This is a genomic window from Anabaena sp. PCC 7108, from assembly GCF_000332135.1.
Classification (GTDB): Bacteria; Cyanobacteriota; Cyanobacteriia; order Cyanobacteriales; family Nostocaceae; genus Anabaena.
In genome coordinates this window covers 2,013,495-2,025,338 of the sequence record NZ_KB235896.1, presented here as the reverse complement: position 1 = coordinate 2,025,338, position 11,844 = coordinate 2,013,495, and the positions used below count along the sequence as shown (strand labels likewise).

The window sequence follows — 11,844 nt, the reverse complement described above, 5'->3', positions numbered from 1 at the left end:
TTAAATCCTACTAGATATCACCTATTTAACTTAGGGGACTCTATTAATATAGTAAGTTTTAGTTAAGTGAACTTTAACAGTCGGACTGATCTTACAGAAAATTGAGATTTTGCCAAATATCTGGGAGATTTTCTCGGAGTTGTAAAAATGTTTCAAGCTACTCGTCGCCGCCTTGCCCTCTGGTATACTGCTGTAACGGCTGTATTGCTTCTACTATTTGCTACTGGAGTGTATTTATATGTACGCAGCACCCTAGTGGAAAGGATTGATGATACTTTAAATCATGTAGTGGAAGTTGTCGAGCGATCGCTTGTCATTGAACCCATCAACTTTCAATCTCATCAACTCCGCGTTAACGTAGAAGCTAGTTTTCGTAATAATGCTGATACTACAGAAGATGATCGCATTGACCTAGAATGGTTTAGCCCCACGGGAAAATTACTTTGGTCAACTCTCTCTGAACCTTTAGATATTCCTATTCATAATAATTCTAACGGGGAAACTGTGCGCGTATTGGGAATGAGGCAATGGGCTGATAGTAATCCTCACTCAATACTCAACATTCAAGACTCAGCACTTTTATTAAGACAAGTCACTCAAAGAATAGAAAATGGCAGACAAGTACTAGGATATCTACGCGTAAGTCATCCCTGGTTTGAAGTCACTAAACCTAGTCGTCAGTTGATATTTGATTTAGCTTTGGGTACTGGGTTAATGTTGCTGTCAGTCGCTGCTAGTGGTTGGTTTCTTTCGGGTAAAGCCATGGAACCTGTCGGTGAATCTTACCAACGTCTCAAGCAATTTACTGCTGATGCTTCCCATGAATTGAGAAGTCCCATTGCTTTAATTCAAACTAATGTCCAAGTTGCGTTGGCTGATTTAGAATTAGCTGCGGTAGAAGGAAATCATGCTGTACATTATCGACAACAATTAAAACTCATAGAACGTCTTACCCAGCGCTTGGGTAGATTAGTCAATGATTTACTTTTTCTCGCACGACAAGATAGTGGTATTAGCAAAGATGTTTTTTCACATTGTCCCCTTGATGCTTTGTTAATGGAAGTAGTAGAAGAACAACAATTATTGGCTGCGGAAAAAGAAATTACTCTGACTCTGAATTTAGTTGATCCTCCTTTAGAACTCAACCCCGAATTATTAGAAGATTGGTTTATGCTAATGGGAAACTGGGATCAAATAGTGCGGTTATGTACAAATTTGATTGGTAATGCTTTGCAATATACCCCAGTTAGAGGAGAGGTGAAAGTAGAATTAACACGGATAGATGTGATAGGACTCCGTTACACCAATTCTCATTTACAAATTAAAGTTAGTGATACAGGAATTGGAATTCCCTCCGAGTCTTTACCGCAATTGTTTGACCGTTTTTATCGGGTTGATCCTGCCCGTACTCATCAGATTGCTAAGACATCTACAGCCACTACTACAGGTTCTGGATTGGGTTTAGCGATCGCACAAGCTATTGTCGAACATCATCAAGGTCAAATTCAAGTTGATAGTGTCCTTGGTAAAGGTACTACCTTCATTGTCACTTTACCAATCTCTCTTGAGAATTAACTCTTAAATCAACATTTGTTTCTTGTGATAGATGAAGATAAATGTACTAGTAGATTACTATCGAATTAGTTAAAATTTGAAAGCATCACATTTGTCAAAATTAAAAAAGTAATTTATAAAATTTTTGATTAAACTCTATTTTCTTGCCTCTAATCATCAATATTTTTACAGGATCAAAAACAATGAATATTAACAAGTGTTCTCAATTACTTGGGACTATTTGTGGTGGATTACTGATTAGTTTACCAGCCATCCCGCAAAAAATTATGGCAAAAGAAATTACTTCTAAAGTTAATCCATGTCCCAAAATTTTCTATGAAGAACCACATAACAATCGGGTATTAGTTCCCGCTGGATGTCCTCCCAATGCTTTAACTCTGCAATTCATGAAACAAGGACTAATTCCTGTCACCCCCTTACCAAATCAAATGGGCTTAGGTGTTGGTGGTGAACTACCCTCAGTACTTAATCCCAATCCTCGTATTTTTAATGAAAGTCCCTATAATCTTTCTCAACGAGGTTTTCAGCGAGGAACCTCCATAATCCCCCCAGAACAAGCATTACAAACCCGTTCTCCTAACAGTAGGTTACAGTCACCAGCACCAGAACAAAGACAAGAACCCAGTGCGACAATTGTGTTGGCGAATAGTAAAGCAAATATCATGTTAATTAATGATACTGGCGCAGATGTCACTTACCAAGTGATTGGTGATACAGCACCACGCATATTAGCAGGGAAGTCAAGCACGAATTTAAGAGGTTTAAGCACACCAGTAACAGTGACATTTCAACGAGAAGACAGAGGACTACTCATGGTGATTCCTAAAGCTGCTAAGGAAAAAGGAACCTTAGAAATCACATTTAAAGAAACAACTGATATTAACCAGGATAAAAGTGCCATGATAATTCAAGCAAATGGTTCAGTTTTCTTGAATTAGTTTTTTATCACTTGTAATAGCTTTGTGAAGATCAAGTTGCATAGAACATAGGAGTTACGCATTGACAGAATCTATTAAATATGGATTATGGATTTTATCTATTGTAGGGTGCGTCAGACCCGATAATTGAGCATCTAACAGATTTTCTCTATCTGACGCACCGCACTAATATGCGATTCCAAAAGCCTGAAACTAGCCAATTTTGTTCATACATATCATCTGCATTTTGTACAGTGCGTAACTCCTAGAACAATATTTCAAGGGTAAATCAAGGGTAAATATTGGATATGTGACTTCACATCAAATGAGTATCATCATTCAGCACCTTAATCTAGTTTTCATTAGTTACGGATCAATTACTAATCATCAATAAGATTAACGTCTTGGCAATTCGTTAATCCTATATAGCAATTTTGCTTCTTGTTTAATGTCGTCTAATTTCTGCGCTAGTGAAAGCGCCTGTTGATAAAAATTACGTGCTTTGCCATAATTGCCTATTTTTTCATAAAGTTCACCAGAGGAAATAAAATATTTAAATTCTTCCGTAGGACTATTTAAAAATTTGGCAATAGTCAAACGTTGTTCTAACAATTCTAATGCCCGTTCATAGCGACCAACAGCAGCATGAGCCGTAACTAAACCATCAATTGCTCGTAATTGGTTAGGACGATCAAAATTGATTTTAGCTAACCGCATTGCGGCTCCATAATTACCTATGGTGTTTTGATAATCTCCTACCATCAGATAGGCTTCACCTAAATTATTCAGAGTATTTACTTCACCAATAACATCACCAGTTTGACGGCGAAAAATTAAAGCAGTTTCAGCTAATTTGATAGCTTGGTTATAATCTCCTAATCTAGCAGTTACCAAACTTAAATTACTTAAAGAAAGTCCCTGCCCTTCAATATTTCTTAGATTGCGAGCAATTACTAGTGCATCATTAATAACTTGTCCTGCCGCTTTCGTTTCACCTTTTTGTAACAATACAGTCCCCAGATTATTTAAAGCAAAAATCTGATTTTGAAAATCTTTATTATCACGAGCTATTCCTATCCGACGACGTAAAACATCTTCTGCTTCTTGGATATTACCTAATTGGATATAAGCACTAGCTAGTAAATCGTAAGTTTCACCTTGAGCTTTTATGTCACGGATTGAGTGATAAATTTCTAGTGCTTGTAATCCTGATTTAATCGTTTTCTCTGCATATCCTGAAGCATATTGTTGTCTACCTAGACGCACTAATCTATCAGCTTCTTCTCTTAATGGTACTTCTGCAGAATTATGTAAAGGACGATGGATCTGTTTAGTAATATCAATAGCATTAACTACTGTTGGACTGAGCAAAAAAACAAATATTAAAACATAAAAACTACCATTTTTTAATGTTTTAACTTTTTGTTTTGCCAAAGTAGAATTTAAATTTAAAATGCTATGCCCTGATAAAAAGTTTCCCTGTTTCATAACACTTACCCGTAAAATTCCGGCTTTAAGTAGCAGGTTTAAGAAAAAGTTTTAGTGTTTAACTGCATCTAGTACACAACAATATAATTTAACTAAAGATTAAAAACTTCTAAAAAGCTTTTACAATCTGCTTTGAAAATTTTTAATTTTTAGTTTTTTTGTACAGTACTAGCATTATTCGCGGTGATAGCTAAGTTAGGACTGAGTGAAGTTTTCCCCTAGGTAAATAGCGCGAATATCAGCAGGTAATTTGTCTTCTAGCATACGATAACCTTCTTGGAGAAAATTGGCTACTTCTCCTGGAGAAATATTTTCTCCTTCAGCTTGTAGATAAGCTGCAATTCTAGTTTCACTCCAGTGAAAGGTTTGCGCCATTAGCACGATTAAGCGTAGCACTGGCTTCAGCTGATCTAAAGCTTGTTCTACATAACACCATAATGGCGGTGAAGTTGCTTGGAGAGAATAATGAATTGCTTCAGTTGGCGGTAATTTAATTTCATTAATGCAGAAAGCAGTGATGTTGATTAACCAGTTTTGCAAAGTGAGAATTTCCTGTCCTGTTTCTGGGTTAGTTAAATCGAGTCCACCCAGTTCATAATAGATGTATCGCCAGGTGAGAGCAAACAAATAATCTGCTTGTACAGGCGATCGCGCCGAATGTTGAATCAAGGTGTAAACTATGGGGCTATAGCGGCAAAAAATCACTGTAAAATACTTGCCACTATCTGGATAGCGCTGAAATAGGCTCAGTAGTTCCTGGTCACTGTGATGAAACAGCGACTTAACCAGGGGGTGATTAGCTTCAGGAAAGTGAGGAATTTGCACAAGCCTTTAAATAGTAGTGGTTAAAATATACAGGGTAATGGGTAACTGGTGATTGGGAATTGGTGATTGGGGAAAAGGTAATTAAATTATTCTTAATTGTCACCGCGTCACCGCGTCACCCCATCTCCCTGTTCCCTGCCTCAGACTATGAGATAAACTAAAAACAAGAACTTAATGTTAGTCTTAATCGACAATACTAAAAGCGGCTCCCTCATATAATATTCGTTTGTTCATGGTTATAGCAGCTAGTTTGATACCTTTCCTGGTTAGTCATTTTACTCTAGGCTCGTTTTTACCGTCCTTGCCCTTGGATAGCCTGTTCTCTACCCAAGGCATTATGATTATGCTGTTGGCGGCTTATGCTGGGGCTATGTGGATGTTTCTCACTAGCGCCCCCAAGGTACATACTGTCATGGTGTCGGATTTGGAAATTGCGCGACAGTTGTATGAAGGGTTACTTGATTTGCCAGCGGCGGAAGTACCTTTGCACTATTACTACAATTACGAACAAACCATTGGTGCGACAGGGATAGACCCGTTGTATATGTCTACCAGCCCCAGTTGGTCAAATAAAGCGATGAGTAATGCCAATGATGGTTTGTGGTATCAATTAAAGAAAAATACTCAACTGCACATTATTACTGGTGCAAGTATTGGTATTAAAAATCAACAGCGTCACGTTTGTTTTGACCGTGAATGTCTGGAATTAATTTTAATGCGGGTGGAAACACGAGGTTTGAAGTTTAAGATTCGCAATCAAAAGCCTTTGAATTTTTTGGTGAAAGATTACGAAGGGCGTGTGATTGAATTGGCTGAAGTTGCTGCGTAGGGGCGGGGTTTCCCCGCCCTCATAAATTCATTTATCATAAGGGTGTGTTGGGTTTTTCCTGATATACCCTTAAATTTTTATTAATGAACCGCGAAGAAACGAAGGACGCGAAGGAAGAAGGGAAGAAGAGGGTTTTATCTTAACCCCTGACAAATGAAAGCAGCCCAGTAGCGAGGATGTGCAAAGGGAAATTCTGGCTGATCAAATTCTCCAGACATTAATTTTTGTTTCCACTTTTCCAAATTGGGGTCAACTTCTTCCAGCCATTTGGGAAACAGATAACTATACCAATATCTTTCAGCGGGGTTCATTCTCTGATAATACTGTTGTTGCTCGTCTTCAGTAGCTAGACTTTTGATGTCAAGGTAAGTGCGAGTATCCCTAACTATCTGTCTGAGAAAGAAGAGGACAAACTTCTTCGCAGTCAAAGAACCTGATTTGATATCTTTAACCCAGCGATTGATCTGTTTTAACCTTTTTTCTAAGTTGCGGTCTACGGTCGATGCTTCCTCAATGAGTGACTTGAGTATTTCCTTAATCTCTTGTGGCTGCAAAAAATTTACACCTAAAAAATTGAGTTGATTTTATATAGATTACTAGTATTTAATAGTTTTTTCAAGTAAAAAAATTTAAAAAAGCAATATTCTACTTCTCTATATAGTCTTTTCTGACTCTATAGAAATCTGATCATTATCATCTCCCCAAGTTTCCAACCAATCACCATCAAAATCAACATCATCACAATATAAATAAGCTGCATCCAGACCATATTTCATGATGTCATCCTGTAATTGACGGGCTGCTTCTAAATGGTGTAAAAATTTCTCTAATCTCTGTTGATTGTCAGTTGATTTTTGGTTAATCATAATTACTAAATCACCACTTATGAAAAATAATCTTGCTATTCTTATTGTCAGTTGCAGAAATACAAAAAAATCCCACAACTGGCATAAATTATTATTTCCAATTCCTAAGCTTTATTGATGGCTATCAAGTAAATCATGATGAGCAAAAATCCCCTTCAATTTCAAATTAGTAAATTCAATAACAGCATTAATTAAATCCCGTTGTTCTGAACTTAAAGCTAATGCTTCTAAAGCTTGATTAAGGTCACTACCTGTATGCAAATTGTGAGTAAGTTGTATCCGTTGTTCAGAATTTAAAGCTGTAAAAATTTCCTTATTTCTCCGCTGACGTACAGCTTGAAGTTGTTGGCGTTCCTGAGGAGTCAAATCATCAATAGAAAATGCAATAGTGTTGCTAATATCTTCGACAACTGAGGTGAAAATTATTTGAGGAGAACTAAAAAAATTATTAGCTGAAGCTACCGTAAGTCCTGGAGACAAGAAAGTACAGCTAACAACAAGTAGCAATGCAAAAAACCGTTGTATCAATTTAATCATCATGTTGAGAAAAACCTAAATTAGATGTCAAGCTGAGGTATGGGTCAAACCCTGATAATTTTCCTACTTATAAGGACGGGGATTAGTGACTGGGTAAAATTTTACCAATTACCTACTACCAATGACCAATAACCAGCCCTCAGACTGTCTTTATATTGGATGTGAGGTTAAGGAGATAATGTTTTCTCTATGACTAAACTCAGAAATTGATAATAAAGAAAAATATATAAGACACATTAGTATTATGTTCTTTTATATTTCCTGAGTCAACGCTATCATCAAAATCATTGCTAGAGGTGATAGGTCATGAGTGAACAAGTTTTGGAAACAGCAGCAGTTACTACCGTTACTCAAGATAGCGAAATTGATTTAGAGGCGGCTTTTCAAGAATCTCAAGTCCAAGACATTCTGGATAAGTTAGACCAGGAGTTAGTCGGTTTAAAGTCGGTCAAGAACAAGATCAAGGAAATGGCCGCTTTGTTGTTGGTTGACCGTATCCGTAAAAGTCTGGGTTTAACAGCTGGTGCGCCTAGTTTACACATGACATTTTTAGGCAATCCAGGCATGGGTAAAACTACTGTAGCCATGCGAATGGCAGAAATTCTTTATCGCCTAGAATATATCCGTAAAGAACACGTGATGTTGGTAACGCGAGATGATTTAGTTGGCCAAGGTATTGGACAAACTGCACCCAAAACTAGAGAAGTTTTAAATAATGCGATGGGTGGTGTTTTATTAGTCGATGAAGCTTATACTTTATACCGTCCAGACCATCCAGGAGATTTTGGTTTAGAAGCCATTGAAATTCTCATGCAGGTGATGGAAAACCAGCGTGATGATTTAGTTGTCATTCTCGCTGGTTATAAAACCCAAATGGAGCATTTTTTTCATAGTAATCCGGGTATGAATTCGCGGATTGGGATTCATATTGAATTTAATGATTACAGTGTTGATAATTTGATGATTATCGCCCAATCTATAGTCAAAAGTCAAAACTATTGTTTTAGCCCAGAAGCGGAAACAGCTTTTAGAGAATATTTAATTAAACGGAAGACAATGCCCCATTTTGCCAATGCTCGCAGTGTCCGTAATGCTATAGATAGAGCGCGTTTGCGTCAAGCTAATCGTTTATTAAGCAGTGGTAAAAAGTTGAACAAGCAAGATTTAATTACTATCGAAGCGGTTGATATTCTTGCTAGTCGAGTATTTAGAGAAGGTGTTCCCGATTGTGAACCCGAAAGTTAATTGGGGACTGGGGACTGGGGATTGGGTATGGACAAATTTCCTTTTATTCCCTTCTTAATGTCACCTGTCCCCAGTCATCTAATCTGACTTTTTCATTTTGTCAATTTCTTGTTGCAATTTTTCAATTTGCTCTCGCAGTTTGTCGGCTTCATTTTCGGTTGTTTCAACTTTGACATTTACTGCTCCATCTGCTGGTGTTTGTTGATAGTTACCACGCTTGATTTGCTGATATTCTTCTGATACTGCCCAAGTTCGTAAATAATGTACGCGTTCCACTGGGAATGGATGACTAAGCATCATGCCTTGAGCGCCATTATACATCAAAAATTTATATACTTGATTCAAACCATCATCATCTAATGCTTGATATTTTTCAGACTGCTGGATAAATTCTTGCAAACTACATTCATTAGCATATTTGTTACTACCGCCAGAGATTTTCATCATGGATGACATGACTGGGTCTAAATCATCCATGACTAGCAAAGCTGCGCGATCTGCGCTTAATTCGGCTTTGCGTCGCCATTCAAAAAATGCATAAATCAAGCCTTGACTGACGAAATTGCCTAAACCGAAGGTTAATTCACCAATAATGGAAGCGGCACTCATTGCCCACATCGCCATTTGAATTAAAATGGTATGACCACATTTAATATGCCCCAGTTCATGGGCTAACACCGTCCGAATCTCAGCTTCGTTCAGTAAGTCTAGTATCCCTGTGTTGAGGACTATGTAAGGATTTTCCTGCCCTAAAGCGTAGCTGTTGGCCTGGGGGTTGTGTGAAATAAACAATGCAGGTTCGGGGTAAATGTCCAAATCTCGTACACATTCCCGAAACATCTGGTAAATAGTGGAATATTGGCGCGGTCCGACTTGGATGTTGTTGCCCATTAGATAAATTAATTGAGGGCGTTCATAGACAAATTCCACAAATTTACGAGCGATTAGATCAAATCCTGGTAAGCTGCGTAGGGCTTGTTCGGCTTGACGGTCTAGAGGATGTTTAAAGGCTTCGCTGGAAATTCCTTTGTAAGTTGGCATAATTTAGGGAATAGGGAATTGGGGACAGGTGACAGGGAAGAGGGAACAGGTGACAGGAGGGAGTTTACCAATTACCAATTACCAATTACTAATCACCACTGACTAATGACAACATAATAGAAGTGGGGCAGTTCGGAAAAAGTCACTTGTTATGGGATGAAAAGCGTGTGATTGAAGCAGAAGTTCATTTGTCACTACATAACTTCCTGCGATCGCAGGCAGGGTTTCCTTCCTGGCCCCATCACTTAACGATGGCAAGGTTGGTAGCACGTGCCTTGCGCTTGGGACGTAGTGCTTTAATTCAAGTAGGGGCAGTTTGTGGTTATCAAGGGCGATATCGCACAAGTTTTGTCGCCTCTGCCTTGATGTGGCATGGTCCTGTAATCATTGTTGCCACAGAAACTGTGCAACAACGCTTACTGTTATTAGAAATTCCCCGGCTACAGCAATGGCTACCAGCGAACAAACCGATTAGAAGTGGTGACGCTTGGCCTAGTCCTGAGTTTCAAGGGCTGTTGTTAACTTCCCCAGAAGCTTGGTTAAAGGGTCAGTTTGCTAATCAAAACCCATTTCCCCCAAATATTCCCACAATTATTGATGGTGTTGACGATTTGGAAGATTGGGTGCGTCATCAACTCACAAAAGAGATTCAATCCCATGATTGGGATCAGCTGATGCTGGCTTGTCCTCAGCAAGCAGAAATAATTCGTGAAGCTAGGGTACAACTGACACATGAGTTATTTCAGCATCCCACCAATCCCTATGACTGTTATCTCATTTCTCAAACGGAAATCGAGATTTTACAACGTCTGTATTCTAGTTTAGATTCCATAACAGACTTACCAAAGACTTGGCAAGAATTCTGGCAGACATTCCAAAACTTTACAGATGATTTTCTCGCGATTTCTTCTGGTTCTCCTCCTCTTTTCTGGGCTACCATTACCCGTCGGCAAGGTTTATTTTCTTTACACTATGCCCCAATTGAGTTAGGAAAAATTCTTTCTCCTATTTGGCAGCGGCAACCTGTAGTCTTAGTTGGTGGTGCGTTGGAATCAGAAACAGAGGCTCCTTTATTTCGTCAGCGTTTAGGATTAGATGATGTAACTTGCTTGAAGTTCTCATCTGATAATCATGGGGAAGCTATTCAACTTTATGTACCTTATAAGTTGCCTCTACCCAATACGCCAGAATTTCAAGCCGCATTTATCCATAAAGTTCGCACTCTGTTGTGTTTGAGTGCTACGTCCCTGGGACTAACGGTGGTATTGGTGGGAGATGTACCGCTTAAGTCAAGAGTGGGGGCAATTTTGGCTTCTGAATTTGGCTCGCGGGTACAGGTGGAAAAAACTTGTTTGGATGAAAATGGTATTTTAGTCACTGGTTGGGAATATTGGCGAGAGCATCAAACTGTTTTACCTGCACCTCGGTTGTTAATGATTGCAACTTTGCCTTTACCATCTTTGGAAAATCCTTTGGTGGCTGGTAGGGTGGCTCATTACAAGCGATCGCACCAAGACTGGTTTCGTCTCTATTTGTTACCCACGGCTTTGAATGAATTACAAAGAGCGATCGCACCCGTGCGCGAAAATCAGGGTATTGTGGCTTTACTTGATAGTCGTGTGGTTTATCGCAGCTACGGCGCACAAATTCTCGCTTCCCTCAGCCCTCTGGCACGTTTGAACTATCTCGATCCCAGTCTATTCTCTCAGACTAATGAGCAAGATTCTGCCTGATCGATTATCCCTAGCACAGGCTCATACCAACAGCTATGATCGATTTAGAGCAACTGCCTTGACGATGAGGACAAACTTTATTTTTAAAAAAGATACAGATGTCCTGATGCCTGGGAAGATATACTAAGAACCTAAATTGAATTTTTAATTGCTAATTATGGGTGAAGCAAAACGTCGGAAAACCACACTTGGCGAACAATACGGTCAAGACACTCCTATCTTACCTTGGGTTCCCATCACTAAATCTCAAGCCGAACTATTTGTGAATTTAACTACTCGTGGGGCTTGGATAGGCATTGGTTTAATGGTAGTAGCATGGATAACTATCCGGTTTATTGGACCGGCTTTCGGTTGGTGGCAAATAGTAGATTGATACTTGCTGTATTCCTTACACGGAGACTCTGGATGCTTCTAGATGGCTTCTCTAAGAAAGCCTACAGCAAGGATAATTACAAGAATTTTGAGTGAAATGAACCACAACTTTTTTGTCTCACACAGAGAAGAATACATAGTTAGGACTTACCCAAGTGTCACACTAAAAATCTGTTGTAGGGTGCGTCAGACTGCATAAATTCTGCAAATAAACAGATTGTTGATATCTGACGCACCCTACCAATGTGCCAGTTGCGTAAGTCCTGATAGTCTTCTATTGATATATTAAGGATGCTGTAAGATATAGTATCAAGTTCGCTTAATTACTACTTGTAATTCAAAAATCTCCGTGTCTCCGCGTCCTTGCATCAGCCCTAATGATTGATTTTTAACAGGAATTGAGATCAATCTCTATC

12 protein-coding genes are annotated in these 11,844 nt (G+C 38.8%); 6 read left to right on the top strand and 6 right to left on the bottom strand.

The window, feature by feature from the left end; genetic code table 11:
- The first annotated feature begins 147 nt into the window (after positions 1-147).
- Positions 148-1,575, top strand: coding sequence for a cell wall metabolism sensor histidine kinase WalK (locus ANA7108_RS0109980; RefSeq protein WP_016950644.1), 1,428 nt, complete (start codon positions 148-150; stop codon positions 1,573-1,575).
- A 182-nt stretch (positions 1,576-1,757) separates the two neighbouring features.
- The gene (locus ANA7108_RS0109975; RefSeq protein WP_016950643.1) at positions 1,758-2,513 is read left to right on the top strand and encodes a hypothetical protein; all 756 of its coding nucleotides are present in this window, start codon (positions 1,758-1,760) and stop codon (positions 2,511-2,513) included.
- Positions 2,514-2,888: 375 nt separating this feature from the next.
- On the opposite strand, the gene ANA7108_RS0109970 is transcribed toward ANA7108_RS0109975, so the two are convergent.
- Together ANA7108_RS0109970 and ANA7108_RS0109965 are read right to left on the bottom strand one after the other, a co-directional pair.
- Entirely contained in the window at positions 2,889-3,980 is a 1,092-nt protein-coding gene (locus ANA7108_RS0109970) for a lipopolysaccharide assembly protein LapB (protein WP_016950642.1), read from the bottom strand.
- A 195-nt stretch (positions 3,981-4,175) separates the two neighbouring features.
- A complete protein-coding gene (locus ANA7108_RS0109965; protein WP_016950641.1) occupies positions 4,176-4,805 on the bottom strand; it encodes a hypothetical protein in 630 nt (209 codons plus the stop codon).
- A 232-nt stretch (positions 4,806-5,037) separates the two neighbouring features.
- On the opposite strand from ANA7108_RS0109965, the gene ANA7108_RS0109960 reads away from it, so the two are divergent.
- The gene (locus ANA7108_RS0109960) at positions 5,038-5,634 is read left to right on the top strand and encodes a hypothetical protein (protein ID WP_026104092.1); all 597 of its coding nucleotides are present in this window, start codon (positions 5,038-5,040) and stop codon (positions 5,632-5,634) included.
- 134 nt (positions 5,635-5,768) lie between these two features.
- Here the strand turns inward: ANA7108_RS0109960 and ANA7108_RS27140 are convergent, their stop codons facing one another.
- From ANA7108_RS27140 to ANA7108_RS0109945, 3 genes are all read right to left on the bottom strand, one after another.
- A complete protein-coding gene (locus ANA7108_RS27140) occupies positions 5,769-6,188 on the bottom strand; it encodes a hypothetical protein (protein ID WP_016950639.1) in 420 nt (139 codons plus the stop codon).
- Positions 6,189-6,287: 99 nt separating this feature from the next.
- Positions 6,288-6,500: a hypothetical protein gene (locus ANA7108_RS0109950; protein WP_016950638.1), complete on the bottom strand. Its 213-nt coding sequence runs from the start codon at positions 6,498-6,500 to the stop codon at positions 6,288-6,290.
- Between the two features lie 111 nt (positions 6,501-6,611).
- The gene (locus tag ANA7108_RS0109945; protein ID WP_016950637.1) at positions 6,612-7,040 is read right to left on the bottom strand and encodes a hypothetical protein; all 429 of its coding nucleotides are present in this window, start codon (positions 7,038-7,040) and stop codon (positions 6,612-6,614) included.
- 303 nt (positions 7,041-7,343) lie between these two features.
- Here ANA7108_RS0109945 and ANA7108_RS0109940 point away from each other — a divergent pair, with 303 nt between their 5' ends.
- Positions 7,344-8,282: an AAA family ATPase gene (locus ANA7108_RS0109940; RefSeq protein WP_016950636.1), complete on the top strand. Its 939-nt coding sequence runs from the start codon at positions 7,344-7,346 to the stop codon at positions 8,280-8,282.
- A 78-nt stretch (positions 8,283-8,360) separates the two neighbouring features.
- Here ANA7108_RS0109940 and ANA7108_RS0109935 read toward each other — a convergent pair whose 3' ends face one another.
- The gene (locus tag ANA7108_RS0109935) at positions 8,361-9,323 is read right to left on the bottom strand and encodes a M48 family metallopeptidase (RefSeq protein ID WP_016950635.1); all 963 of its coding nucleotides are present in this window, start codon (positions 9,321-9,323) and stop codon (positions 8,361-8,363) included.
- A gap of 167 nt (positions 9,324-9,490) precedes the next feature.
- On the opposite strand from ANA7108_RS0109935, the gene ANA7108_RS0109930 reads away from it, so the two are divergent.
- The gene (locus ANA7108_RS0109930; RefSeq protein WP_026104091.1) at positions 9,491-11,056 is read left to right on the top strand and encodes a helicase C-terminal domain-containing protein; all 1,566 of its coding nucleotides are present in this window, start codon (positions 9,491-9,493) and stop codon (positions 11,054-11,056) included.
- A gap of 157 nt (positions 11,057-11,213) precedes the next feature.
- The gene (locus tag ANA7108_RS0109925; protein WP_016950633.1) at positions 11,214-11,429 is read left to right on the top strand and encodes a DUF2839 domain-containing protein; all 216 of its coding nucleotides are present in this window, start codon (positions 11,214-11,216) and stop codon (positions 11,427-11,429) included.
- The last annotated feature ends 415 nt before the right edge of the window (positions 11,430-11,844 follow it).

Bases quoted from the DNA above. Each gene is read 5' to 3' on its own strand.
- ANA7108_RS0109980 (WP_016950644.1), top strand. From the start codon at position 148: ATGTTTCAAGCTACTCGTCGCCGCCTTGCCCTCTGGTATACTGCTGTA.
- ANA7108_RS0109940 (WP_016950636.1), top strand. From the start codon at position 7,344: ATGAGTGAACAAGTTTTGGAAACAGCAGCAGTTACTACCGTTACTCAA.
- ANA7108_RS0109925 (WP_016950633.1), top strand. From the start codon at position 11,214: ATGGGTGAAGCAAAACGTCGGAAAACCACACTTGGCGAACAATACGGT.
- ANA7108_RS0109945 (WP_016950637.1), bottom strand. From the start codon at position 7,040: ATGATGATTAAATTGATACAACGGTTTTTTGCATTGCTACTTGTTGTT.
- ANA7108_RS0109960 (WP_026104092.1), top strand. From the start codon at position 5,038: ATGGTTATAGCAGCTAGTTTGATACCTTTCCTGGTTAGTCATTTTACT.
- ANA7108_RS0109950 (WP_016950638.1), bottom strand. From the start codon at position 6,500: ATGATTAACCAAAAATCAACTGACAATCAACAGAGATTAGAGAAATTT.
- ANA7108_RS0109970 (WP_016950642.1), bottom strand. From the start codon at position 3,980: ATGAAACAGGGAAACTTTTTATCAGGGCATAGCATTTTAAATTTAAAT.
- ANA7108_RS0109935 (WP_016950635.1), bottom strand. From the start codon at position 9,323: ATGCCAACTTACAAAGGAATTTCCAGCGAAGCCTTTAAACATCCTCTA.
- ANA7108_RS0109975 (WP_016950643.1), top strand. From the start codon at position 1,758: ATGAATATTAACAAGTGTTCTCAATTACTTGGGACTATTTGTGGTGGA.